This is a genomic window from Halarchaeum nitratireducens, from assembly GCF_014647155.1.
GTDB lineage: Archaea > Halobacteriota > Halobacteria > Halobacteriales > Halobacteriaceae > Halarchaeum > Halarchaeum nitratireducens.
The window spans coordinates 32,110-56,813 of the sequence record NZ_BMOQ01000002.1 but is presented as its reverse complement, the minus strand read 5'-3'; the positions used below and the strand labels follow the sequence as shown (position 1 = coordinate 56,813).

Annotated in this window: 24 protein-coding genes; 12 read left to right on the top strand and 12 right to left on the bottom strand. The window is 69.5% G+C overall.

Features of this window, described 5'->3' with window-relative positions:
• Window positions 1-66 precede the first annotated feature (66 nt).
• Window positions 67-1,053 (top strand): hypothetical protein, encoded by a 987-nt coding sequence (locus IEX91_RS02710; protein WP_188876972.1) that lies wholly within the window; start codon window positions 67-69, stop codon window positions 1,051-1,053.
• A gap of 19 nt (window positions 1,054-1,072) precedes the next feature.
• Here the strand turns inward: IEX91_RS02710 and IEX91_RS02705 are convergent, their stop codons facing one another.
• Window positions 1,073-2,533, bottom strand: a complete 1,461-nt coding sequence (locus IEX91_RS02705; protein WP_188876971.1) for a type IV pilin — start codon at window positions 2,531-2,533, stop codon at window positions 1,073-1,075.
• 101 nt (window positions 2,534-2,634) lie between these two features.
• Here IEX91_RS02705 and IEX91_RS02700 point away from each other — a divergent pair, with 101 nt between their 5' ends.
• A complete protein-coding gene (locus IEX91_RS02700; protein WP_188876970.1) occupies window positions 2,635-2,853 on the top strand; it encodes a hypothetical protein in 219 nt (72 codons plus the stop codon).
• Here the strand turns inward: IEX91_RS02700 and IEX91_RS02695 are convergent.
• Window positions 2,850-3,062, bottom strand: coding sequence for a hypothetical protein (locus IEX91_RS02695; protein WP_188876969.1), 213 nt, complete (start codon window positions 3,060-3,062; stop codon window positions 2,850-2,852). The genes IEX91_RS02700 and IEX91_RS02695 overlap by 4 nt on opposite strands.
• Window positions 3,063-3,099: 37 nt before the next feature.
• Window positions 3,100-4,071: a phosphoadenosine phosphosulfate reductase family protein gene (locus tag IEX91_RS02690; protein ID WP_188876968.1), complete on the bottom strand. Its 972-nt coding sequence runs from the start codon at window positions 4,069-4,071 to the stop codon at window positions 3,100-3,102.
• A 188-nt stretch (window positions 4,072-4,259) separates the two neighbouring features.
• On the opposite strand from IEX91_RS02690, the gene IEX91_RS02685 reads away from it, so the two are divergent.
• A complete protein-coding gene (locus IEX91_RS02685) occupies window positions 4,260-4,631 on the top strand; it encodes a response regulator (RefSeq protein ID WP_188876967.1) in 372 nt (123 codons plus the stop codon).
• A gap of 8 nt (window positions 4,632-4,639) precedes the next feature.
• Here the strand turns inward: IEX91_RS02685 and IEX91_RS02680 are convergent, their stop codons facing one another.
• A complete protein-coding gene (locus IEX91_RS02680) occupies window positions 4,640-5,692 on the bottom strand; it encodes a PAS domain-containing sensor histidine kinase (protein ID WP_188876966.1) in 1,053 nt (350 codons plus the stop codon).
• Window positions 5,693-5,859: 167 nt separating this feature from the next.
• Between IEX91_RS02680 and IEX91_RS02675 the strand changes: the two genes are divergently transcribed.
• From IEX91_RS02675 to IEX91_RS02665, 3 genes are all read left to right on the top strand, one after another.
• Window positions 5,860-6,198, top strand: a complete 339-nt coding sequence (locus tag IEX91_RS02675; RefSeq protein WP_211086517.1) for a PadR family transcriptional regulator — start codon at window positions 5,860-5,862, stop codon at window positions 6,196-6,198.
• Window positions 6,199-6,390: 192 nt separating this feature from the next.
• The gene (locus tag IEX91_RS02670; RefSeq protein ID WP_188876965.1) at window positions 6,391-8,841 is read left to right on the top strand and encodes a ribonucleoside-diphosphate reductase subunit alpha; all 2,451 of its coding nucleotides are present in this window, start codon (window positions 6,391-6,393) and stop codon (window positions 8,839-8,841) included.
• 17 nt (window positions 8,842-8,858) lie between these two features.
• Complete coding sequence (locus IEX91_RS02665) at window positions 8,859-9,851, top strand: ribonucleotide-diphosphate reductase subunit beta (RefSeq protein ID WP_188876964.1); 993 nt, start codon at window positions 8,859-8,861, stop codon at window positions 9,849-9,851.
• A 248-nt stretch (window positions 9,852-10,099) separates the two neighbouring features.
• Here the strand turns inward: IEX91_RS02665 and IEX91_RS02660 are convergent, their stop codons facing one another.
• From IEX91_RS02660 to IEX91_RS02630, 7 genes are all read right to left on the bottom strand, one after another.
• Window positions 10,100-11,236: a site-2 protease family protein gene (locus tag IEX91_RS02660; RefSeq protein ID WP_188876963.1), complete on the bottom strand. Its 1,137-nt coding sequence runs from the start codon at window positions 11,234-11,236 to the stop codon at window positions 10,100-10,102.
• A 110-nt stretch (window positions 11,237-11,346) separates the two neighbouring features.
• The gene (locus IEX91_RS02655) at window positions 11,347-12,342 is read right to left on the bottom strand and encodes an NAD(P)-binding protein (protein WP_188876961.1); all 996 of its coding nucleotides are present in this window, start codon (window positions 12,340-12,342) and stop codon (window positions 11,347-11,349) included.
• Window positions 12,339-13,508: an ABC transporter substrate-binding protein gene (locus IEX91_RS02650; RefSeq protein WP_188876960.1), complete on the bottom strand. Its 1,170-nt coding sequence runs from the start codon at window positions 13,506-13,508 to the stop codon at window positions 12,339-12,341. The genes IEX91_RS02655 and IEX91_RS02650 overlap by 4 nt, the downstream gene beginning before the upstream one ends.
• Window positions 13,509-13,561: 53 nt before the next feature.
• Window positions 13,562-14,368 (bottom strand): alpha/beta fold hydrolase, encoded by an 807-nt coding sequence (locus tag IEX91_RS02645; RefSeq protein WP_188876958.1) that lies wholly within the window; start codon window positions 14,366-14,368, stop codon window positions 13,562-13,564.
• A 90-nt stretch (window positions 14,369-14,458) separates the two neighbouring features.
• Window positions 14,459-15,691 (bottom strand): glycosyltransferase, encoded by a 1,233-nt coding sequence (locus IEX91_RS02640; protein WP_188876957.1) that lies wholly within the window; start codon window positions 15,689-15,691, stop codon window positions 14,459-14,461.
• Window positions 15,692-15,754: 63 nt separating this feature from the next.
• On the bottom strand, window positions 15,755-16,183 hold the full coding sequence (locus IEX91_RS02635) for a hypothetical protein (RefSeq protein ID WP_188876956.1): 429 nt from the start codon (window positions 16,181-16,183) through the stop codon (window positions 15,755-15,757).
• Between the two features lie 45 nt (window positions 16,184-16,228).
• Window positions 16,229-17,176 carry a transcription initiation factor IIB gene (locus IEX91_RS02630; protein ID WP_188876955.1) on the bottom strand — a complete coding sequence of 316 codons (948 nt, stop codon included), beginning with the start codon at window positions 17,174-17,176 and terminating at the stop codon, window positions 16,229-16,231.
• Window positions 17,177-17,352: 176 nt separating this feature from the next.
• Between IEX91_RS02630 and IEX91_RS16455 the strand changes: the two genes are divergently transcribed.
• From IEX91_RS16455 to IEX91_RS02610, 5 genes are all read left to right on the top strand, one after another.
• Complete coding sequence (locus tag IEX91_RS16455; protein ID WP_268238656.1) at window positions 17,353-17,481, top strand: hypothetical protein; 129 nt, start codon at window positions 17,353-17,355, stop codon at window positions 17,479-17,481.
• Window positions 17,482-17,553: 72 nt separating this feature from the next.
• A complete protein-coding gene (arcD, locus tag IEX91_RS02625; RefSeq protein ID WP_188876954.1) occupies window positions 17,554-19,089 on the top strand; it encodes an arginine/ornithine antiporter ArcD in 1,536 nt (511 codons plus the stop codon).
• Window positions 19,090-19,137: 48 nt separating this feature from the next.
• A complete protein-coding gene (locus IEX91_RS02620; RefSeq protein ID WP_188876953.1) occupies window positions 19,138-19,731 on the top strand; it encodes a hypothetical protein in 594 nt (197 codons plus the stop codon).
• Window positions 19,728-21,098: a hypothetical protein gene (locus IEX91_RS02615; protein WP_188876951.1), complete on the top strand. Its 1,371-nt coding sequence runs from the start codon at window positions 19,728-19,730 to the stop codon at window positions 21,096-21,098. Before IEX91_RS02620 ends, IEX91_RS02615 begins: the two co-directional genes overlap by 4 nt.
• Before the next feature lie 165 nt (window positions 21,099-21,263).
• The gene (locus IEX91_RS02610) at window positions 21,264-21,845 is read left to right on the top strand and encodes a response regulator (protein WP_188876950.1); all 582 of its coding nucleotides are present in this window, start codon (window positions 21,264-21,266) and stop codon (window positions 21,843-21,845) included.
• A 36-nt stretch (window positions 21,846-21,881) separates the two neighbouring features.
• Here the strand turns inward: IEX91_RS02610 and IEX91_RS02605 are convergent, their stop codons facing one another.
• Window positions 21,882-23,318 carry an MATE family efflux transporter gene (locus tag IEX91_RS02605; RefSeq protein WP_188876949.1) on the bottom strand — a complete coding sequence of 479 codons (1,437 nt, stop codon included), beginning with the start codon at window positions 23,316-23,318 and terminating at the stop codon, window positions 21,882-21,884.
• 259 nt (window positions 23,319-23,577) lie between these two features.
• On the opposite strand from IEX91_RS02605, the gene IEX91_RS02600 reads away from it, so the two are divergent.
• A complete protein-coding gene (locus IEX91_RS02600; RefSeq protein ID WP_188876948.1) occupies window positions 23,578-24,630 on the top strand; it encodes a phytoene/squalene synthase family protein in 1,053 nt (350 codons plus the stop codon).
• Window positions 24,631-24,704: the final 74 nt, after the last annotated feature.

Below are 24,704 nucleotides of genomic sequence, written 5' to 3'. Positions count from 1 at the left end.
CGCCAGCGCGTTATCCGTTCCGGTGTCCCGTGCGTCTTTTGGCGATGAGGGCCGTTCGGTCGCTCGATGGGAGAGCGGGAGTTCGACAGATGGCGCCGCGACTGGTACCGGTGGATGGCGTTCACCGCCGACCGACGGGTCCTGACGACGATCGTCCTCCTCGTCGGGTTCACCACCTTCGGGCCCGTCGCCGGCGCCCTCCTTGCGAGCGCGAAGAACCCGCTCGCGGACTCCAGTCCCACGATATCGCTCGTCTCGGCGCTCCTCAGCGGGACGTTCTTCCTCTTCAGTATCGTCGTCACCGTCAACACGCTGTTCGTCTCCCAACAACAGCACCCGCTCGCACAGCAGTTCGGTCGCGTGCAGAGCGTCGTCGAGTACCGCCGCCAGTTGGAGACCGTCGTCGACACCGAGCACGTTCCGGCGGAACCCGAGGCGCTCCTTCGACTCCTCTCCGGAAGTATCCTCGAACGCGCCCAGCGCCTCGAAGAGGACCTCGGCGCCGCGGACTTCGAGCTACGCGAGGACTTGGAGGGGTACGTCGAGACTCTCGCGGAGGAGACCGGCGAGATGAACCGCGGGCTCGAAAGCGCGGAGGACACCCTCGACGTCGTGCTGGCGACAATCGACTACGACCACGACAGGCAGATCCACGACCTCCGCGCGATCCGCGCCGCGCACGGCGACGAGCTGGACGACGGGACCGCCGAGCGCATCGAGGAGATGCTTCGGCTCCTCCAGTACGCCGCGACCGCCCGCGAATACTTCAAGACGCTCTACACGCGCCGCGATCTCGCCGACCTCTCCCGTGACCTCGTCCTCACGGCCGTCCCGACCGCCGCGATCGTCGCGGCGTTCATGCACTTCCTCACCGATCTCCCGGACAGCAACCTCCTCGTCGTCGCCGTCGAAGCCGTCGCGTTCGCCCCGTTCGTCCTCGTCGCCACCTACGTCCTCCGTGTGACGCTCGTCAACAGCGCACAGCGCGCCGCCGGCCAGTTCGTCGTCGGCGACGACGGCGGCGACATCGAGGGTATCCCGGACGGCGACTGAGGTGGACCGATCGGTCAGGTCAGTCCGAAACGGTCGTGTTCGCGTTCGTCCGTGTCTCGCCCGTCGTCGTGACGGTCGCGCTCGAATCGCTCGCACGGACCGTCGCGTTCCGGAGGTCGATCGGATCGCCGGTGAGTGCGATGTCGGCTTCGTACCCGCTCGTTTCGACGCTCCCGTCGCGAAGGCCGAGGGGTCCGGATCTGGCCGTGAGCGTGATCATCGCCCCCTGTTGCTCCGTCGTGACGCGGGCGCCACAGAGATCGAGCGACGCACCGCTCACCGAGATATCCACGCTGTAGCCGTATCCGGCGAGGGTGGCGTTACGTAGGTTCGCGTCGCCGGTCGTCGCGTCGATACTCACCGGCGCGTCCTGCTGTTGCGTCGTGACCGTTCCGTTCTCCAAGTCGACGCTCGCGCCGGTCAGTATCACTTCGGCATCGTACCCGGCCGTCTCGATAGTGGTGTTCTCGGCGTCGAAGACGCCGTTCGAGCTATTAACGTCAATGCTCGAACTCTGTGCGGTAGTGGAAACGGTGCTATCGCGGAGGGTGAGGCCGGTCCCGGCGAGCGACACGTGGGCGTCGTAGCCCGTCGTCTCGATGGACGCCCCGTCGACGGTCAGAGCCCCGCTCTTCGCGTCGAGCGTGATGTGGGCGCTCTGTGCCGACGATTCGACGCTCCCGTTGAGCGTGATTCCGTCCGCGGCGATGAAGAGCGGATTATCAACGCTAAGGGAGACGCTCTTCGGGACGACGAGCGGGATATCCGACGAGTACCCATCGACGAGTTCACTCTCGTTCACCCTAGTGTCCCCGCCGTCGTAGACACCGTTTGCGTTCGCGTCCGCGTACGCGAATCCGGGATCGGCGACCCCGTCACTCGTCGGCGGCGAGCTATCATCGTCGGTCGTGGTGGTGGTCATCGTCGTGGATGTCGTCGTGGTCGTACTCGCCGTGCTCGTCGTGGATGTCGTCGTGGTCGTACTCGCCGTACTCGTCGTGGATGTCGTCGTGGTCGTACTCGTCGTCGCCGTGGATGTCGAGGGACTTCTCACCGAGTCTCCACCACACTGCGTCGTGTCGACGAGCGTGTTCGAGGGCGTGTGAGCGACGGAGACGTCGTCCTCGGCGAGGGAGCCGACGCTCGCGTTCTCGAACAGCCACGTCATGCCCGGGGCGAACGTCCCGCTCGCGGGCCCGCCGCTCGCCCACTGTCCTTCGGAGAACGCGACGCGTCGCAGCCCGTTCGTCCCGTCAAGTACGGCGGCGAGGTCGTCGCTGGCGAGGGAGTCGCCGCCGCAGTGCGTGACGGTGACGTTCGTCCCATCGACCCCGACGTCCACGGCCGCGACGGGCGCGCTGGCCGCGCCGCCACCGCCGTACGCGCGATCCAGCATGGCAGCGCCGCCGACCGTCACTGCGACGACGACGATACCGGTCATGAGGATCGTGCCGACGACGCTGCTGACGCCCCTGTTCATTCGTGACACCTCGAATTCGTCGTTCGTACGCTCCGTGTCCGCAAAAGCGTTCGGCGCCCGGATCGGCCGGTTTTTGTCACCCGGCCGCGAACCGGACGATCGTGACGCGTTACGACCGCATCGTCCGGGCGGCCGGCGGCGTCGTCTGCTGGCTCGCGCTCGTCGCCGCGACGGCGTCGCTCGTCGTCGGTGGGATCTTCGGGACGTATCCGGGACCGTACGGCGGGACGGCGCTCGTCGCGGGCGCGCTCGCCGTCGCCGTCCTCGGCGGCGCGCTGCTCGTGGCCGGCGTACCGGCACGCGTCGGGCGTTCGCGTTAGCCCTCGATCGGCGGGTTGACGAACACCGCTTCGCCGATGAGACAGAGACACCCGAGACAGCCGACGGCGAGCGTCGGCATCGCCGCGTAGGGTGCGACGACGGTCGCCGCGAGGGCGGCGACGAGCAGGACGGTGATGGCACCGAGCACCGCGTCGGGGCGGTCGATACCGGCGGGGAGCGTGCGCTCGCTCGCGTCTGTCTGGGTCATCGAGAGGGGAGAGTGAGGGGCGTGTATCCGGCGGGCGTTACATGTAGCCGAGGTCGCGGAGGCGCTCCATGAGGTCCTCTTTGTCCTGAGCGCGGCCGGCGCGCTCGGTGGTGTTGTCGAGGTCCTGGAGCCAGGCGGGCTCGTCGTCGGCCTTATCAGTGCTCACTTCGCTACCGAGCGAGCGGAAGCCCTTGAAGTACTTGGGGGAGACGGGGATGTCCTCGTGGGTGATGCCCTCGGGCAGGTCGTCGTAGGCCTGCGGAACGTACCCCTCCTCGGGGTACCCCTCGACGCTCTCGGGGACGACGTAGTGCCAGAAGGCGTCCCACACCGCCGATTCGTCGAACTGGAGGATCGGCTGGATGCGGTCGTGCGGCGGGTAGATGTCGGGGTCATGCCGAGGAGAGAAGAACGTCTCGTCGGCGCGGGCTTCCTGTTCGTCCCAGCGGATCCCCGAGAAGATCCCGTCGACATCGTACTCCTCGAGCGCGTCGTTGAGCGCCACGGTTTTGAGCAGGTGATTGCCGACGTACGTGTCGAGGAGGAAGGGGAAGGTGTCCTCTTGGTAGTCGAGGATGTCCCGAACGTGGTGTCGGTTGTGTTCGGAGAGGGCGGAGATGTCGATGTCGTCACCGGGGTTGAGGTCGTTGGCCTCGACGTAGTCGCCGACGTCCTCGTTCCGGGCGTAGATGAGCTCGAAGTCCCACTCGTCGGCCCAGTGCTCGGCGAAATCCAGGAGGTCCTCGAAGTGCTGGTAGTGGTCGATGAAGATCGCGGGCGGCATCTCGTAGCCGTACTCCTCGGCGACCTCCTTGACGAAGTAGAGGGTGAGCGTCGAGTCCTTCCCGCCCGTCCACATGATCGCGGGGTTCTCGTACTCTTCGAGGCCCGTTCGTACGACCGCCACGGCTTTCTCGATCTTGTCTTCGAGCGTCGGATAATCCTCCGGGGTCTCGCCCTCGCCGTCCGCGTAGTCGACGTCGAGGTAGTCGGGGAAGTCCGCTGACATCGTTGTGTCCTCCTCGAATACCGTCCCACGTAAAGGCTTGCGTGTGCGGTCAGCGTTCACCGGGGGACCGCGAATGCGGAGCATGTGGCCGGTACCTGTGTGGTCGGACAGGACGGTCGGTGAGTGTGCCGGCACTACGTGCCGGAACCGCCCGGAACACTGAATATCGATCCTCGTGTCAATTCGCTATGGCTTGGGGTTCGATCGTCTACGTCGACGACGACCGCGCGCTCGCGGACGTCGTTAGTCGGCGCTTACGCACCCGCTTCGACCGAGGGGTGGAGACGGTCGAGAGCGCCGAGGACGCCCTCGATCGTCTCGACGACGGGCGGGTCGACTGCCTCGTGCTCGACTACCGCATCCCGGGCGAGGACCCGCTGTCCGTCCTCCGCGACGCGCGCGCCCGTCACCCCGACGTGCCCGTCGTCTTCTTCACGGGGATCGGCGACCCGGAGACGGTGGACGCGGTGATCGAGGCGGGCGCCGACGCGTTCGTCCGAAAGGGACCGGGCGGCGTGGACGCGCTCGCGGACACGCTCGGCGAGACCCTCGAGGGCTGATGGGGACGCTACGGGCGCGGGAGGCGAACGCGGACGTCGTTCCCGCCGAGATCGCTCTCGTCGAAGGAGAGTTCGCCACCGAAGGTCTCGACGGTCCACTTGACGAGCCACAGCCCGAGTCCGCTGCCGTGACGCGTCGGCGTGATCTCCGCGTCGCCGGTGACGACGTCGCGCTCGTCGGCCGGGATCGGCGGACCGTCGTCCTCGACGTGGACGGTCGTCCACCCCGGCGCCTCGGCGACGACTCGGACGCGGACGCGCGGCGTCTCGCTCGGGTTGTGCCGGATCGCGTTGTCGACGAGGCTATCGAGAGCGACGTCGAGGTGCCCGGTCGCTCGAACGGCCATCGACGTGGGGAGGTCCGTGTCGATGGCCGCGTCCGGCGACTCCCGTCGATGGGTCTCGACGACGCGTCGAACCGTCGGAACGCAGTCGATCGTCTTCGTCACCTCGGCGGCGTTCAGGACGCGGTGGATCTCGCCGGCCTCCTCGGTGAGCCGCTGGAGGGCGTCCGCCGCCCGCTCGACCGCCGCCACGGCGTCCGTCCGCTCGGCGGACTGCCCGTCGAACGCGTCGAGGAGCCGCGCCGTGTGCGAGACGATGACGTTCGCTTTGTTTCGCAGATTGTGCCGGAGCACGCGGTTCATCACGCGAGCGCGGCGCTCGTTCTGCACGAACCCGCTCAGGTCCGTGTAGACGGCGAAGCCGCCCTCGTCCGAGCGGTCGTCGGCGTACGGGATCCCGCGATAGAGGAACTCGCGGAGGCCGTCGGCCGTCTCGCGCTTCACGCGCTGATAGGTGATCTCGCCGGCGGACGTCCGGTCGTCGAGCGCGTGCGCCTCGTCCCGGAGCCACACCGGGACGATCAGGTCGTTCAGCACCTCGCCGCGCGCGTCCGCCGCCTCGTACCCGAATGTCTCCGTGAACGCCCGATTGACGCCGACGACGACCGGCACGCCGTCGGTCAGTTCGAACTCGACCACCGCGTCTTGGATGTGCTCGATGAGGTGCCCGTATCGATCGCCGCCGTCCGCGCGACCGATCGGTGTGTTTTCGTCCATATTTTATTTCATGCATCCAAGAGTAGTCATGATATGCGCATCAATAGCGTATCGCCCCACATGAACGTACTGCTCGTCGGGTGGCTCGGTCGGTTTCACTGCAAGATTGATCCGTGCGGCCGTCGACGGTCCGGTCGACGCCGGCCTCGGCCGGACCCCTTACAGTAATGGCACCTGACGACACCACACAGCGCCGATCGCTACCGGGCGGCCGCGAGCACGACGCGGCGATGGCGGACCTCTCCGGCTTCCAGCGCGACCTCCTCTGGCGGCTCTACGAGCACCAGCCGTGCAACGGGCTCGACGTCGAGACGCACTTGGAGGAGTACTACGGGGAGATCGTCAACCACAGTCACGTCTACGCGAACCTCGATCGCCTCGTCGACGCGGGCTTCGTCGACAAGCGCGACGGGGACGGCCGCGCCAACGAGTACCGACTCACGTCGTTCGCGCGGACGACCCTCGATCGCCGGCTCGCGTGGCTGAACGACCGCTCCGCACCGTAATTAAAATCAGATTGTAGTTCTACAACACGAGTTGCAAAACTTTATTCGCCCGTAGGGAGACACACGTACTACCGCCGGAGACGGCCCACGAACCCCACTGGCGGCCGTTCCGCCGGATAGATACATCCCCGTTCGACGGAGACGGCGCCCGAGCAGTGGCGACGCCGTCGAGCGGGACACACCACAGCCACGATGAGTCAGACACAGACACACGACGATCCGCGAGACACCGTCCACGCCGTCCTCGAGCGCGCCCGATCGCGCCTCGACGACGAGGGCGACGGGGACGTGCTGACGGACGAAACGTTCGCCGACCTCGTCGACGAGGCCGACCACGCACTCTACGACGGCGCGAGCACGGAGGAGGTCTACGAGGCCGTCATCGACGCGCTGACCGCGCGCGTCGATCGCGACCCCGCCTACAAGCGCGCCGCCGCGGAGGTCTTCCTCCAGACGTACTTCCGCGAGGTCGTCGGCGAGGACCTCACCGGCTTCGAGCGCGACCGCGCGTACCGGGAGACGTTCCGCGAGAACGTCGAGGCGATGGTCGAGGCGGAGATCCTCGACGAGCGGATGCGCACGCGTTTCGACCTCGAACGCCTCGCCGACTCCCTCGACCCCGAGCGCGACGGGAAGTTCGAGTACATGGCGCTCGACACCCTCTATCAGCGCTACTTCCTCAAGACCGCCGACGACGAGCGTCTGGAACTCCCACAGGCCTTCTGGATGCGCGTCGCCATGGGGCTCGCGCTGGAAGAGGACGACCCGAACGCCCGCGCCGAGGAGTTCTACGACGTCCTCTCGAAGCTCGAGTTCACGCCCTCCTCGCCGACGCTCTTCCACGCGGGCACGACGCACCCGCAGCTCTCCTCCTGCTACCTCACGACCGTCCCGGACGATCTGGAAGGGATCTTCGACGCGTACAAGGAACACGCGACGCTCTCGAAGTGGTCCGGGGGGTTGGGCAACGACTGGACGAATGTCCGCGCCGCCGGCGCGCGCATCTCCTCGACGGGCGTCGAGTCCACGGGGACGGTGCCGTTCCTCCGCATCTCGAACGACGTCACGGGCGCCATCAACCGCTCGGGGAAGCGCCGCGGCGCCGCCGCCGCCTACCTCGCCGCGTGGCACGCCGACTACCCGGACTTCCTCGACCTCAAGCGCAACACGGGCGACGAGCGTCGGCGCACCCCCGACATGAACACGGCGGCGTGGGTGCCCGACCTCTTCATGGAGCGCGTCCAGAACGACGAGGAGTGGACGCTCTTTTCGCCCGACGAGGTGCCGGAGCTCCACGAGACCTACGGCGAGGAGTTCCGCGAGCACTACGAGGCCTACGAGGAGGCCGCCCGCGAGGGCGAGATCGACGAGTACGAAGTCGTCGACGCCGCGGACCTCTGGCGCAAGACCCTCACGCGGCTCTTCGAGACCGGCCACCCGTGGATCACGTTCAAGGACCCCTGTAACGTCCGCTCGCCACAGGACCACGAGGGGACGATCCACTCCTCGAACCTCTGCACGGAGATCACGCTGAACACGAGCGACGAGGAGACCGCCGTCTGCAACCTCGGGAGCGTCAACTACGAGACGCACGTCGAGAGCGGGGAACTCGACCGCGAGCGCCTCGGGGACACCATCAAGACGGCGATGCGGATGCTCGACAACGTCGTCGATCTCTGCTTCTACCCGACCGAGAAGGCCGAGCGCTCGAACATGCGTCACCGTCCCATCGGTCTCGGGACGATGGGGTTCCACGCCGCGCTGATGGAGTGTGACATCCCGATGGGGAGCGAGGAGGCGGTCGAGGCGGCGAACCGCTGGCAGGAGTTCGTCTCCTATCACGCGATTCTGAACTCCGCGAAGCTCGCCGGCGAGCGCGGCGCGTACGACTCCTACGAGGGCTCGAAGTGGGACCGTGGGATCCTCCCGCAGGACACCGTCGACCTGCTCGAAGACGAGCGCGGCCGCGAGATCCCCACGGACAGGACGGAGACGATGGACTGGTTCGTCGTCCGAGAGGCCATCGAGGAGCACGGGATGCGCAACTCGAACACGATGGCGATCGCCCCCACCGCCACGGTCTCGACGATCAACGGCACGTCGCCCTCCATCGAGCCGATCTACTCGAACCTCTACGTGAAGTCGAACATGAGCGGTGACTTCACCGTCGTCAACGATCGCCTCGTCGACGACCTGAAGGAGCGCGACCTCTGGACGGAGGAGATCCGCGACCGGATCAAGTACCACGACGGCTCGATCCAGGAGATCGACGCGATCCCCGCGGAGCTGAAGGAGCTCTATCGCGGCGCCTTCGAGATCGACCCGCGCCACCAGCTCGACCTCACCGCCCACCGGGGGACGTGGATCGACCAGTCGGTCTCGCACAACGTCTTCTTCCCGAGCACGGACGGGAGCCTGCTCGACGACGTCTACACCCGCGCGTGGGAGATGGGCGTGAAGACGACGTACTACCTGCGGACGCTCGGCGCCTCCCAGATCGAGAAATCGACGCTCGACATGGCCGAGTACGGGAAGACCCAGCACCGCGACGACGACGCGGAAGCCGCGACGGACGGCGGGACGCGCGACGACGACACCGACCTCTGCGCCGTCGAGGACCCGACCTGCGACGCCTGCCAGTAACACACATACACACCGCTATGCCTGTCCTGAACCACGACGGCGAGCACGACCCGAACAAGATCCTGCCCATCGACTACGACTGGGCGCGCGAGTACTACGAGGCCGGCGTGAACAACAACTGGGTACCCGAGGAGATCCCGATGCAGGACGACGTCGCCCAGTGGCAGGGCGACGCGCTCTCCGAGGCCGAGCGCCGACTCGTCGAGTGGAACCTCGGGTTCTTCTCGACCGCGGAGTCGCTCACCGCGAACAACATCGTCCTCGCCATCTACGACTACGTCACCGCCCCCGAGTGTCGCCAGTATCTCCTCCGGCAGGCCTACGAGGAGGCGATTCACACCGACACGTTCATCTACTGCTGTGACTCGCTGGGCTTCGAGCCGGACTACCTCTACGGGATGTACGACCGCATCCCCGCCATCGAGGCGAAAGACGAGTTCGTCGTCGACCTGACGCGCGCCGTCGACGACCCCGACTTCGAATTGGAGACCGAGGACGACGTCCGCGAGCTCCTGCGCGACCTCGTCGGCTTCTACGTCGTCATGGAGGGCGTGTTCTTCTACGCGGGCTTCGCGATGATGCTCGGGCTCAAGCGGCAGAACAAGATGGTTGGCGTCGGCCAGCAGTTCGAGTACATCATGCGCGACGAGTCCCTCCACGTCGGCTTCGGCGTCGACCTGATCAACCAGATCCGCGAGGAGAACCCCGGCGTCTGGACGGACGACTTCGACGCGGAGGTCCGCGAGATGATCACGGAGGCCGTCGACCTCGAACAGGTCTACGCCCGCGAGGCCTGCCCCCAGGAGGTCTTCGGGATGAGCCCCGAGCAGTTCGCCGAGTACGTCGAGTACGTCGCCGACCGCCGCCTCGGCCAGCTCGACATGGCCGAGGAGTACGGGACGACGAACCCCTTCCCGTGGATGAGCGAGCAGGTCGACCTGAACAAGGAGAAGAACTTCTTCGAGACGCAGGTCACCGAGTACCAGTCCGGCGGGAGCCTCGACTGGTAGCGCTCGCGCGAGCGGCCCGCTCGATCGGCGACCGGCGAGCGCAGCGCCGTCCGGCCGCGGCCCGAGCTCGGCCCCCGCGTCCGGTCGAGTGATGGACAGGCGGTGTTTTCAGCCGATCGTCCGACGACGCCGCGGCCATAGTGAGTGAGGGCGGGTGTCATTAGCCAAGCTAGCGCCGACCGTCGGTGCGTGACGCGCGCTGACGGACGCGACGGGCGCGGCGCGTGGAGGCTTTCTCCCCCGATGCTCTAGGCGGGCACGGTCACGTCGAAGGCCTGTCGGGCCTGGAGGACGCTGGCGTAGTCACTCCGAGTGACGATTCCGGCGCGCTCGCCGTCGTGTTCGACGAACGCGGCGCCGGCGTCCCCGTCGTTCAGGACGGCGAGCGCGTCGAAGGCGTCGGCGTCGTGGGAGACCGTCGGGAGGTCGCGTTGCATCACTTCCTCGACGCGGTAGGCGTCGCGTTCGACCTCGCGGACCCGCCGGAGCGCGTCGAGGGTGACGACGCCGACGACCCGGCCGTCCTCGGTGACGGCGTACTCGGTGCGTTGGTCCGCGAGCACCCGATCCGCGAACGACTGAACGCTCGCTCGGGCGTCGATGGTCGGCGTGTCGGCGAGGACGTCACCGACCGTCAACCCCTCCAAGAGGTCGTCGATGAGGACGGTCCGGGACTCGCCCGTCGCGGCGCTGTAGACGAACCACGCGAGCAGGAGGAACAGCGGCGCGAAGCTGAGGATCCCGAAGACCGCGAACGCGACGGCGAAACCGACGCCGATCCGTGCGGCCGTACGCGTGGCGACGCCGTATGGACGCGAGCGCGCGAGATACGCGCGGAGGACGCGGCCGCCGTCCATCGGGAACGCGGGCAGGAGGTTGAAGCCCGCGAGAAGGGCGTTGCTGATCGCCAGCCAGCCGACCACGAACCCGAGGACCGGAAGCGACGCCGGCACGACGTAGAGGGCGGCGTAGCAGAGCGCGGCGACGAGCAGGCTCGTCACCGGGCCGGCGATGGCGATGCCGAACTCCTGTTCCGGGTCGCGCGGGATCGAGGAGAGACTGGCGAGACCGCCGAGGAGCCAGAGGGTGATGGCCTCGGTCTCGACGCCGTAGCGCGCGCCGGCGTACGCGTGCCCGAGTTCGTGGATCGCGACGCCGACGAAGAGACCGACGGCGGCGAGCACGCCGACGATCCACGGGTTCGAGCCGACGTGGAGCGTCGCCACGTCGACGGCACGGGGCGCGACGGCGTTGACGACGCCCGCGTACGTGTCGATCTGCGCTTCGCTCCCGAGGAGCCACGCGAGGAGCGGGAGAAAGAGGACGAGCGACAGGTCGATGCGGATCGGGATGTCCCAGACCCGCCCGACGGTGAACTTGCGCATCTGCTAGAATGTGGTGCGGCGGGTAGTAATAGGCACCGCCGACGTCGGAGGGCACGGCGACGCGCGGCCGATCGGTCCGACGGGGCACGCGTCGACGCGATCCGAGCGCGTCAGCCGTCGCGGAGGTCGTGCTCGGCGGCGTACGCGCGGATGCGGTCGTCGTCGAGGTGGTCGAGGAGGCGGTCGTGCGCGCGCTCGCGCAGGTCCTCGACCTCGTCAGGATCGCGTCGCGTCTCGAAGGCGGCGTCGACGTAGGACTCGCGCAGGTCGGCGATATCGTCGTCCCCTTCGCGCTCTTCGGGGACGCGCTCGTCGAACCACTCGCGCCAGCGCTCGCGCTCGCCCCAGTCGCCCGAGAACTCGCTCGCGGAGCGCAGCCAGTCGTAGTGCTCGGCGAGCTCCTCGGGGTAGCCGTCCGCGAGTCGGACGTCCTTGACGAGGCGGCGGGCGACGTGCGCGCCCTGTCCGGCCGCGACCACGGCCTGCGCGTTGCGCTGGCCCGCGGGCGCGACGACGTAGAGACCCGTCACCTCGGTGCGACCGTCGGCGTCGGGGTAGTCGCCGTCGAAGTGCTCGTGATCGTCGCCGTCGTGCTCGTGGGCCTCGTACGCGCCGTCACCGACGACGGGTCGGAGGTAGGCGCCGTCGTACCACGACGCCGCGACGACGTGGCGCGCGCGGACGCGGCGGCCGTCCGCTGTGGTGACGACGAAGCGCGCGCCGTCTTCGGCGTCGTCGTTCCCGCTCTCTCCGTCTTCGCGCTCGTCCGCGTCCGCCGCGTGCTCGACCGCCTCGACGGTGTCGGCGGCGAGGTCGGCACCCGCCTCGTCGAGGTGATCGCGCAGAAGGGCCCGGTAGGTCTCGACGTCGATGCCCGCGGGGAAGCCCGGGTAGTTCTCGAGGAACGCCGAGCGGGGGAGCGCGGCGACGCCGCGGTCGAAGACGAGCGTATCGAGGCCGTAGCGTGCGGTGAAGAGCGCGGCGACGCCGCGGTCGAAGACGAGCGTATCGAGGCCGTAGCGTGCGGTGAAGACCGCGGCGCTCGCGCCGCTCGGTCCACCTCCGACGACCGCGACGTCGACGGTCCGGGCCGCGTGCTCGCTCATGCGTCGAGCTCCCCGGCGACGATGTCCGCGACGCGCTGGCGGTCGAAGAGCTGCTCGCCGCCGAACTCGTCGGGGTAGAGACCTCGTGCGGCCTGTTCGAGGTGGAAGAGGTGAATGATGGGACCCTGATAGGTGTGTCCGCCGTAGAAGACGCGGCCCTCCTGGACGGCGGTGAGTTCGCTCGCGACCTCGTGTTGCTCCATGTGCGCGACGATATTCTCTTGGAAGTACGCGTCCGTTATCTCGCCCTGAATGCGGACGGCAATGGCGTCGGGGTCGATGTCGAGGAGCGCCTCGTAGTCGAGCGTCGCGCCGCCCGCCTGCGCGTCCGTGACGTCGTTCTGCGCGAGCGCATCGCCGACTTCGAGGGTCTGCCACTGCTCGGACTGCGTCCCGTCGCCGAGGAGGTAGGGGTAGAAGGACTCGGGCGGGATGCCGGCGGGATAGAGGAGCGCGATGTCGGGCGTCGACGCCGGGAGGCGATCCTTCACGTCCGCGACGACCTCGTCGTGGTAGGCGCTGAACGCCTCGTAGCGCTCGCGCTCGTCGAAGAGCTCGGCCATCTTCTCGAAGGCCTCGTAGAGCGAGTAGTACCGGTAGTCGTGCCAGTCGTAGACCCGCGTGAAGACGGTGTTCCCGAAGAAGGGCGCGACGTTCTCCCGGACCTCCGCGATGTCGCTCTGATTCCACTGGAGGCGGTTCACCATGAAGTTCGGATCGATGACGTGGACGTCGGCGTCGAGCGAGTAGAACACCTCCTTGCCCGTCCCGTCCTGATAGAGCTGCGTGAGGTCCTCCGTGTCGAGGGAGAGCTCCGGGATCTCATCGTAGTAGTAGGCGGCGTAGCGCGCGCGGACGCCGATGGCTTCGAGGCCGTCCGCCCGTCCGAGCGCGACGCCCATGTCGGCGTAGTCGGCGGTGTACGGGAACCACGTCTCCGGCACGTCCTCGAAGGCGACGTCCCCGACGGGCGCCATCGAGACGGTGTGCGTATCGTCGCCGTCGGCGTCCGGCTCGCCCGACTCGCTCGCCTCCGTCGTGGTCGCACCGTCGCCCGTCGTCGTCGAGCCACCGCCGGAGCCACCACAGCCGGCGAGCAGCCCGCTCCCGACGACGGCCCCGGTCCCGAGGAGGTAGTCGCGTCGCGTCCGCGTTCGTTCGGCCATGTCTTTTAGGCTAGCCTAAAACAATAAATCTCCTCCGGTTCGCGTCGGCCGCGTCAGTCGGCGTACACGTCGGCGAGGAAGTCCCCGAGGGCGTCGGACACGACGGCGGGGCGTTCGAGGTTGGAGAGATGGCCCGCCTCGGGGACGCGCACGAGGTCGGCGTCCGGGAGGCCCGCGGCCGTCGCCTCGGCGCGTTCGATGTCGAAGACGTCCTCCTCCCCGTGGACGACGAGGGACGGGACGTCGATCTCGTCGAGGCGGTCCGCGACGCCCGCTTTCGCGTACCACGACTCGTACTCGTTCGCGACGGCGTCGCCGGGGTAGGTCTCCCACCGCTCGGCCCACGTCTCCAGCAGTTCGGGGCGCTCTTCGTGGGTCGTCTCGCTCGTCACGCGCTCGGCGATCTGTCTGGCGAGCGTCCCCGGGACGAGGTCGTTCTCGCGGAGGTCGGCGACGATGCGCTCGTACGTGTCGCGCTCGGCGTCGGTGGTCGGGCCCGCGGGCGCGTCGATCAGGACGAGGCCGTCGACGCGGTCGGGATAGTCGAGGGCGACGCGGAGCGCGGTGAAGCCGCCGACGCTCATGCCGACGAGGACGCAGGAGTCGATGCCCTTGCCGTTCAGGAGCTCGACGCAGTCCGCCGCGAGGTCGTCGAGGTCGTAGCCGTCGGCGTAGGCGTCGGTCCGGGCGCGGGAGTCGTAGGCGACGCAGCGATAATCCGGGGTCAGCTCGGCGATCTGCGGGTCGAACATCGTTCGGTCCATGAGCGTCCCGTGTGCGAAGACGACGGGGGACCCCGAGCCGCGGTCGTCGGCGAGGACGTCGGCGCGGCGTCGGAACAGCTCCGGGTGTGCGGGCATACGTTCGGAAGAACGTGTGGGGGGTACACGAAAGTGGGGGGTAGCGTCGGGCCGAGCGATGCGAGGGCCGACGAAACGACGAGCGGCGTCTCAGTCGGGGTCGCGCTCTCGCGTGGTCTTCTCGGTGGCGCGGAAGGTGTCGGGTTCGTCGACGAGGCCCCACGCGGCCCCGAGGGAGTGGACGGCGACGACGAGCGGGTAGAGCGGAACGGCGAGCCAGTGGTGGTAGGCGGGGTCGTCGTAGTAACGCCAGCCGCGGACGAACCAGACGAGCGCGTAGACGAGCAGCCCCCACGAGAGGACGCGGTAGAGGCCGACGCCGGGCATCGACCCGGGGAGGTAGCCGACGGTGAGGAGGAGGAAGGGCGTGATCGGCGAGAACGCCCACGTGACGTTTCGAAAGGCGTAGAGCGCCCAGTAGCGGTTCGGGAGGACCGGTTCGTCGCGGAGGCCGCCGGAGAGCCACCGGCGGCGCTGTTCGATCAGCTCGCGGACGGACGGTGGGGCCTGATTCCGGAATCGATCGGTGGTGACGACGTACTCGGCGTCGTGCTCCAACACCGCGCGCCAGACGAAGACGGTGTCCTCGATGAGCGTCGGGTAGTCCCACGTCACGAGGTCCTCGAGGTCGGCGCGGACGGCGATGCCGCCGCCCCACGCGTAGAGCGGGACGCCGGGGAGCCCGAACCCCTGCTGTTCGGCCTGATAGCCGATCCGGACGAGTTCGCACCAGAAGGCGAGCGTCGAGCCGGTGTACTCGGGCCACTCGCGGAACTGGACGATGTCGGCGTCCGGGAAGCCGTCGAAGGGCCGAACGTGCGAGTCCTCGTCGAGGAAGAGGACGAACTCGCGCTCGCAGGGGACGTTGCGGCGCGCCCACTCCAGCGCCCGGCCCTTATCCGAGGCGCGACTCTCGAAGTCGTCGGGGACGACGTGGACCGTCGCACCGTCGACGTCGATGGGGGCCTCGGCGATGACGTGTCTGTCGCCGGGCGCGACGTCCGCCGGGAGGGCGTCGACGGTCTTCTGGACGACGGCCTCGGCGTCGACGGTGAGAATCCGGAGTTGGCACTCCGTGGGGGCGTACGAGACGTCGGGGGGCTCGTAGTCGCGCCACGAGGTGAGGACCTCGTAGGTCCAAAAGAGCGCGGCGAACGCGTAGATGCCGAGGAATCCCCACAGCGAGGCGTACGCGATCGGTCGGAGGACGACGTCGACGAACGGATGGATGTCACCGTGGAGGACGACGACGGCGGCCACGGCGAGCGCGAGCGCGAACGCGCCGGCGAGGAGCCGGTCCGGAGCGGACGGTGACGCGCGCATCGACGGACCGAAGGAGCGACAGCGGTATGAAACGTGCGGCCGGTCGGGCGCGGGCGACGACCCTCAGGGTGCCGGATCGGGGAGGTCGGGGCCGATGGCGCGGAGCGCGGTGCCGACGAGGACGAGCGTGCTCAGCGTGCCGATCCAGAGGAGGAGATGGACGAACGCCAGCGGGAGGACGTCGGCGGTGACGGCGAGCGGGAGGCCGACGGCGAACGAGACCCCCTGAGCGAGGAGGAGCGCGGAGATCGCGGCGACGGCGGCGTCGACGAGGCGCCGCAGTGGCGGGCCGGAGAGTCGCGCCCGCGCGGCGAAGCAGCCGACGAAGCAGGCGGCGGCGAGGCCGACGCCGACGCCGACGCCGATCCGCGGCCATCGTCCGAAGAGATCGGGGACGAGCGTCGTGGCGACGAAGTAGAGCGCGAACAGCCCGACGACGGCGGCGGCGACGGCGGCCGCGGCGCGGCCGGGCGAGAGGTCACGACCGGTCATACCGTCGGGTTCGGTGGCGACGCTGTTAGGCCGTTCGGTGCGGGGTCACTCCTGGGCTTCGAGGAGCTCCTTGTAGCGCGACCGGATGGTGACGCGGGCGACGTTCGCCACCTCGCTCACGTCGGCCTGCGTCACCGAGTGGTTCGTGAGGCGCGCGGCGGCGTAGACGGCGGCGCCCGCCATCGTCGTCGGGCTCTTGCCGCTGTGGACGTTCTCCTCGATGGCGGCGTCGAGGAGCTCGCGGGCGCGTCGCGCCGTCTCGCCCGGGAGGTCGAGATCGCTCGCGTAGCGCTCGACGTACTCGCGGGGGTCGGTGGGCGGGACTTCGAGCCCGAGCTCGCGGCTCACCTGCCGGTAGGCGCGCTGGACGCGGAGACGATCGACGCGGGAGACGGTCGCCACCTCGTCGAGGCTGCGCGGGACGCCGGCCTGTCGGGCCGCGGCGTAGACGCTCGCGGTGGCGACGGCCTCGATCGAGCGCCCGCGGAGGAGGTCCTCGTCGAGTGCGCGCCGGTAGACCACGCCCGCCGTCTCACCGACGGTCTCGGGGAGGCCGAGCGCCGAGGTCATCCGCTCGACCTCGCCGAGCGCTTGCTTGAGGTTCCGCTCTTGGTCGTCGCGGGCGCGGAAGCGCTCGTCCCACTTGCGAAGCCGGGCGAGCTGTCGACGCTTGCGGCCGGAGAGGCGCTTGCCGTAGGCGTCCTTGTCCTGCCAGCCGATGACGGAGCTCAGTCCCTTATCGTGCATCAGGTTCGTGGTGGGCGCGCCGACGCGCGAGCGGTTCTCGCCGTCGCCGTCCTCGAACGAGCGCCACTCGGGCCCGCGATCGACGACGTCTTCGTCGACGATGAGCCCGCACTCACGACACGACACCTCGCCGCGGCTGTCGTCGTGTTCGAGCGCGGAACCGCATTCCGGACAGGCGTCCTCGCGCTCGGTCGTCGTCTCGTTCGTTTCGCGTTCTCGGCCGACGGCCGTGGTCGTTGCTTGCATCGTTAGGTCACCCAACGCTTGCGTGACTACCGAGACACACCCCTGTCACATAGTACCGCAACCCGGTTCCCACGGCGTGGGAATCGGGTGAGTGCGAGTCGATCAGGCGTCCGGTTCCGGCGGGAGGAGAGCCGAGCGCAACGACTATGTATCACAATGGTGAAGCAGGGACTGCGATGCCCACGTGTGACCGCTGCGGTGGCTCGCCACGACAGCTCTGGAAACACACCGATACCGGGTTCGACGGGTTCGTCTGCGCGGACTGTCACCCGACGGTCGACGACGGAATCGCGTTCGGATCCTGAAACCGCGACGTTCCCGCGCGTTCGAGACGACACCCACAAGAGCGCCGATTCCCGAATGCGCGTGAACGGACCATGAGCGACCTCGACTTCGATCCGCTGTCCTACGAGGAACTACCACCGGAGCGGCGCCCCTCGCTCGCGCAGGCGCTCGTCCCCGTCGCCGGGATGCTGGTCTTCCTCGGCGCCGGGCGACTCGTCTTCGGCCTCGACCCGCAGTTCCCGCTGCTCCTCGGCGTCGCGTTCACCGCGCTCTGCGCGCGCCGGTGGTTCGACCTCGGGTGGCGGGACCTCTACGACGGCGCGGCCGACAGCATCACGATGGGACTGCAGGCGGTCCTCATCCTCTTCATCGTCTACGCGTTGATCTCGACGTGGATCGCCGCCGGCACCATCCCCGCGATCATGTACTACGGCCTCGGCGTCCTGACGCCGAAGGTGTTCCTGCCCGCGGCGTGCGTCCTCGCCGCCGTCGTCTCGTTCTCCATCGGCTCCTCGTGGACGACCGCCGGCACGCTCGGCGTCGCGTTCATCGGCATCGGTCACGGCCTCGGCATCCCCGCCCCGATGACCGCGGGCGCGATCCTCTCCGGTGCCTACGCGGGCGACAAGCAGAGCCCGCTCTCCGACACGACGAACCTCGCCGCCGCCGCGACCGAGACGGACCTCTTCGAGCACGTCGACGCGATGCGCGTCGGCACGGGGCTCGCGTTCCTCGTCGCGCTCGTCGCCTACGCCGCCCTCGGCCTCCACGCGGGCGGCGACATCCCCGTGGGGCAGGTGGAGGCCATCCGCACCGCGATCGTCGGGAGCTACGACGTCGGCCTCGTCGTCCTCCTCCCGCTCGTCCTCACGTTCGCGCTCGCGCTCTACGGGATCCCGGCGCTCCCTTCGCTCGGGACCGGGGTCTTCGCGGGGATCGCCACGACGATCGTCTTCCAGGAGGGGCCCGTCGTCACCACCGCCCCGCTCGCCTTCCACAGCGGGCCCGTCACGCACGCGTTCACCGTCGCCCAGTCGGGGACGAGCCCGAGCACGTCCTCCGACCTCGTGAACAACCTCCTCTCCTCCTCGGGGCTCACGGGCGCGTCGTGGGTCGTCACGATCGTCCTCGCCGCGCTCGCGCTCGGCGGGATGCTCACCCGCGCGGGCGTCCTCGCCGCCGTCGCGAACGCCATCGCCGCGCGCGCTCGCTCCGTCGGGTCGCTCACCGCGACGACGGCCGTCACCGCGTTTTCGATGAACGTCCTCGCCGCCGATCAGTACATCAGCATCGTCGTCCCCGGGATGACCTATCGCGGCCTCTACGAGGACTTCGGACTCGACTCGGCGAACCTCTCTCGCGCCGTCGAGGCCGCCGGTACCACCACGAGCGCCTTCGTCCCGTGGAACTCCGGCGGCGTCTACATGGCGGGCGTCCTCGGGGTCGTCCCCATCGGCCTCGAACTCACCTCGGGAGGCCTCGGGTTCCACCTCCTCGGCTACGCGCCCTACTACTTCTTCGGCTTCCTCAGCCCCGCGATCCTCCTCGTGATGGGGTTCACCGGGTGGTGCATCCGCCCGGCAGAGGGGGTCGAGACGCCCGCGCCCGGCGCCGGCGACGACGCCTGAGCTGAGACACCACGTTTCTTGTCGACTCGGGCGCAGCGTTCACCCGCGATGGTCCGCACGCCCTCCAGACGGTCCGCCCTCCACGCGACCGGTGTCGCGCTCGCCGCGGCCCTCGCGGGCTGTAGCGCGAGCGACACCGACGACGGAACCGAACGCGGCCGACTCCTCGGCGACGTTCCGCACGCGACGCTGCGCACGACGGGAGATCGCCCGCCGATCGTCGCGCCGACCGACGACCGCGGCGAGCCCTCGATCGGGACGGTCGAGAGCGACGCCGACGCCGCCGAGCTGTCGTACGCGACCGACGCGCTCGAATCGACCGACGTGACCGCCGCCCGCCGCCTCGTCGCCGAGACGGACTTCGATCACGAGTCCGTCGTCGTCTCCCAGACCGCCATCGGCGCGTGTTACCGCCGCCGGCTGCACTACGTCGCGCTCGACGCCGACGGGGACCCGGACGTCCAGTTCTGTCGAGTCGTCCGCGATGCGCACGCGCCCTGCGAGCGCGACGAGACCGACCACGTGGCGGCGCTCGTCCGCCTCCCGCTCGCCGCCGACGAGTACGACGGCTACTCCGTGGGGAGCGGCGGGCGATGCGGTCCCGTACCCGAACGCTACCAAAACGGGAGTGAGTCGCCGTGAGCGACGACGAGTCGTACCGCGACGGCCGCGAATCGCGCCAGGACGGCCACGACTCGCGCGCGGCGTCGCCGGGCGGGTCGGGAGTCGGCCGACGCGGGTTCCTCACCGCGACCGGGGCCGCACTCGCCGCGTCGCTCGCCGGCTGTGGCGGCCGGTTCGGCGGCGGCGATCCCGCGCCGGACTACGACGTGGACGCGCTCGCCGCGACGCTCGATCCGCTGCCGGACGTGCCCGTCGCGGTCCCCGTTCAGCCCTCGCGCGAGCACGTCTCGGCCGCCCGCGAGCGCGTTCGAGCGCTCCTCGACGGCGACGTCTCGCGCGTCCCGAACGCCGTCGTCCGGGATCGCCTCGCGGCGGAGCGCGAGGACGCCCGCGACGCGCTCGCCGACTCCCCGTCGAGTCGCCTCGACGCCGTCTCCGGACTCGCCCACCCGCGCGGGGAAGCGATGTTCGTTCGCGCGGGACTGGCGGCCTTCGACGGCGACCTGACCCGGTCGGACGTCGCCGCGCGTCGCGAGCGCGTCACGGGAGCGCTGGACGCGTTCGAGGCGAACCGGCGCTACGTCGGCGGCGACGACCCCGTGGCCGCGCTCGTCGAGCACGTCGAAATCGGCTCGTGGCGAGCCGACGCGCACAGCGTCCTCGCCTCGACCGTGCCGGACGCACACGATCCCGAGAACGACGTCCTCGGCGTCGCCGAGCACGCGAAGGACGTCGAGTGGGGGCGGGCGACGCTCGCGGACGCCCGACGGCTCGCGGCGCGCTACCGCGGGACGCTATCCGACCCCGTCGACTACGGGGGCCGGTTCGCCGCCGCGGCCGCCGCGCTCGCCGACGCGCTCCCGGACGACGCGACGGCGCGTCCCGACTTCGACGCCGCCGGGACGACGATAGAGCGCGGCATCGCGGACACGGCGGCGGCGACCCTGCTGCGCGAGCTCCGCCGATCGCGCTGGCAGAACGCGACCGACGTCGCCGAGGAGCGATCGGCGGGGCGGTCTCCGCTGGCCGTGGCGTCGGCGATGCGTGCGCTCGTCGAGGGGGCCGCACTCGCGGACGCCACGGCCGCGATCCGAGACGGGGCGTACGCGAGACCCGACGCGATCGACGTCATCGCGGCCGAGCGCGAGGCGGCCGTCGACGCGCTCCGGACGCTCCGTGAGGACGGGCCCGCGCCGCTCGCCTCGCGCGTCGCGTCGAGCGTCCGCGCTCGGATGCGCTGGGCGGACCGCGACGTCCGCGACGGGGTCGACGACCGCTCTCTCGCGGACGACGTGTACGCCGACTACGCGTACGCGCACCGCGTCGCGGCCGCCGCGCCGCCCGTTCTCGACCGCGTCGCAGACGCCGTTCGGGGCACCGCGTGAGCCGACGCGGCCCGTGACCGGTGCGGCGTGCGAAACGAGATCGGACGCGGCGTCGCCGCGCGTCCCGACGTATCGTTCGTGATTGAGACGGAGGCCGTGGTGACACTTAATAGGCATTCTATATCAGGGAAAGATACCTCCCCGCCCAGGCACATAGTCCGTCTCATGGGAGAGGATGACACGGGGCCCGTGGTGCTCGTGGCCGAGGACGATCCGGAGCTCCGGGCACTGTACGCGGCGCGCCTGGAGAGCCGGTACACCGTCCGAACCGCCGGCACCGGGGCGGAGGCGATCGACGTGGCGGATCCGTCCGTCGCCGTCGTCGTACTCGATCGCCGGCTCCCCGACGGGGACGGACTCGACTACCTCGACCACCTCGACGAACGGACGGACGGGGCGTTCGTCGCCGCGGTCACCGGCGTCGATCCCGAACTGGAGATCGCGACCGTCGACGTCGACGACTACCTCGTCAAGCCCGTCGACGGCGATCGGCTCGTCGAGACGGTCGACGCCCTCGACGAGCGACGACACTACGAGTCCGACGTCGCGCGCTACTACGCGCTCGCGTCCCGGCGCGCCGCCCTCGAGGCGACCCACGATCCGGACGCGCTCCGCGACGACGAGCGGTACGCGTCGTTGATCGCGGAACTCGAGGAGCTCCGAACGAGCGTCACGGCCCCGACCGCCATCGTCGAGGACCGCGCGCGCTCGGCGGCGCTCTACCGGGATCTCGCGGCCCCCGAGTGAGCGGAACGGCGGACACGGTGGGGTCGGACGGTCGCCTCAGTCGGTCGATGCACCGTCAAGCGCATCCTCTTCGACGTCGACGCGCTCGCGGGTGAGGTCGCCGCCGCGCCACCCGCCGCGGCGGTACCACGCGTAGGCGACGAGGGCACCGAGGACGTTCGAGACGGCGAACGCGATCCAGATCCCGGTCTCGCCGACCCACCCGGACGCGACCCACGCGATGGGGAACCGGACGAAGCCGAGCATCACCACGGAGAGCGCGGCGGCGGTCAGCGTCTCGCCGGCGCCGCGGAAACTGCCCGTGTACGCGCGCATCACGCCCATGAATCCGAACGTCAGCGCGACGTACCGGACGAAGGTCGCGGCGGCGTCGACGACCGCGGAATCGGTCGTGAAGACGCCGACGATCGGACCGGCGAAGACCCACGCGAGGACCCCGACGGCGGTGAGGACGCAGAAGAGGGTCTTCGCCGCGAGCCCCGCGGCCCGCGCCGCGCGCTCGGGCTCGCCGGCGCCGATGTTCTGCCCGGTCATCGTCTCGACGCCGCGCGCGACGGCGATCGCGGGGAGGAAGACGACGGAGAAGACCCGCGTCCCGATACCGTAGCCGGCGACGACGGTGTCCGGGAAGAACGCGACGATGAGGAGGAGGAGGTTCATCGAGAGCGCACGCCCCGTCCCCTCGACGGACGCCGGGACGCCGATGCGCGCGAGTCGTCGGAGGTAGTCGAAGTCGGGGGCCATATCGCGCAGGCGGATGCGGACGCCGCGCGTTCCGCGGAACATGATCGCGAGGCCGATGGCGAAGGCGAGCGCGCGCGAGAAGACGGTGGCGATGGCCGCGCCCTCGATCCCGAGGGCGGGGAAGGGCCCCCAGCCGAAGATGAGGAACGGATCGATGACGATGTTGAGGACGACGGACCCGAACATGACGAGCATCGGCGTCACGGTGTCGCCGTAGCCGCGCATGAGGGAGACGAAGACGGCGAACCCGAACATGGCGAAGAGCCCGAGGGAGATGTACTCCATGTAGCCGGTCGCCATCGGGAGGACGTCCGCCGAGGCGCCCATGACCGCGAGGAACTCGTCGACGAAGACGTAGCCGACGGCGCCGAGGAGGAGGGAGGCGAGAACCGCGAACGTGACCGTCTGCGAGGCGGCGTACTCGGCTTCGGCATCCGCGCCCGCGCCGGTGTACTGGGCGACGAGGACGCTGCCGGCGACGGAGATCCCCAACCCGAGAGAGATGAGGAGGAAGACCATCGGGAACGCGAAGCTGATCGCGGCGAGCGCGTCGGTGCTGTACTGGCCGAGCCAGAAGGTGTCGGCGAGGTTGTAGGCGGTCTGAAAGAGGTTCGTGATGACGATCGGGAGGGAGAGGAAGAACAGCGGGCGGGCGATCCCACCGCTCGTCAGATCGAACGCGTCGGGGCCCTTGAACAGGCGCTCGATCCGCTCACGGACGCCCGTCATCGGGTCTCCTCCCGCGTCGGTCGCCCACCGGTGGCGTGCGCGTGGCGCGTCGCGCGCCCCGCGTCTCCCGTGTCTCCGCGCCCTCGATGCGGTCGCGTCCCGGTACCGGACTCGTCTCGCATTACCGATGTTACTGACCGGTCAGTCAAAGGTCTTCCGTGAGGGGCGACGGCACGGGCCGCCCGCCGTCGCGACGGGACGGTGCGGGCGAGTGCAGACCCCGCTCATTTTTCTTCGGACGGCGTCTGTGTAGGATCGAATGCCGCCGAACCGCCCCAATCGGTCGCTCGCGGACGACGTCGCGTGGTGTTACGATGCCGTGCACGGCGTATCGCGTACGTTCAGCCTGACGATCGAGGAGCTCGACGAGCCGATGGCGCGCGAGATCTGTGTCGGCTATCTGCTCTGTCGCGTCGCCGACACCGTCGAGGACGCGACCCACGTCCCCCCGGCGGCGCAGGCGCGACTCCTCGAACTGTACAGCAGAGCGCTCGACCCCGACGACGACACCGGCGTCGACGCGTTCCGGGAGGCGGTCGACGAGTGGGTTCCGGACGATCCCGACGCGGATTGGACGGTCGTGGCGAACGCGGCCCGGATCGTCGGCGTCTTCCGCGACCTCGAACCGGCGTCCCGGGAGACGATCCGACCGGCGGTCCGCGAACTCACCGAGGGGATGGCCATGTTCGTCGAGCGGTACGCCGACGCGGGCGGTCTCCGTATCCGGACGCTCGACGAGCTGGAGGAGTACTGCTGGTACGCCGCCGGGACGGTCGGGGAGCTCGTCACGGGCCTCGTCTCGCGCGGCGCGACGCGGGCGACGCGGGCATCGCTGGAGGAGAACGCGACGGCGTTCGCGATGGTCCTCCAGCTGGTCAACGTGGCGAAGGACGCCGCGCGCGACTTCGAGGACGAGAACAACGTGTACCTCCCCACGGAGCTGCTCGACGCGCACGGCGTCACCCCGGGAGCGCTCGCCGATCCCGAGCAGAGCGCCGCGGTCGCGTCCGTTATCGGGCGCGTCGTCGAGCACGCCGAGGGCTACCTCGACGGCGCGAAGACGTGGCTCGACGCGATGCCGGAGACGCGTGGAAACACCATCGCGGCGTGGGCGATCCCCTACCTGCTCGCGGTGGGGACGCTACGCGAGCTCAAAGCGCGCCCCGCGGACGTCGTCACCGAGGGGAACGTGAAGATCACGCACGCCGAGGTCGCGGCCGTCTGCGCGCAGTTCGCCGACGACGCCAGCCCGTCGCTGGGCGACCTGCGGGCGCGGATCGAACGCCGGCCGCTCCACGAGTACGAGAGCTGAACGGACCCGGGACGACGAGAGGAGCCGGCCGCGAACGGCGGCAGCGCAAAGGTAGTCGAGGGAGAGCGCGGCCG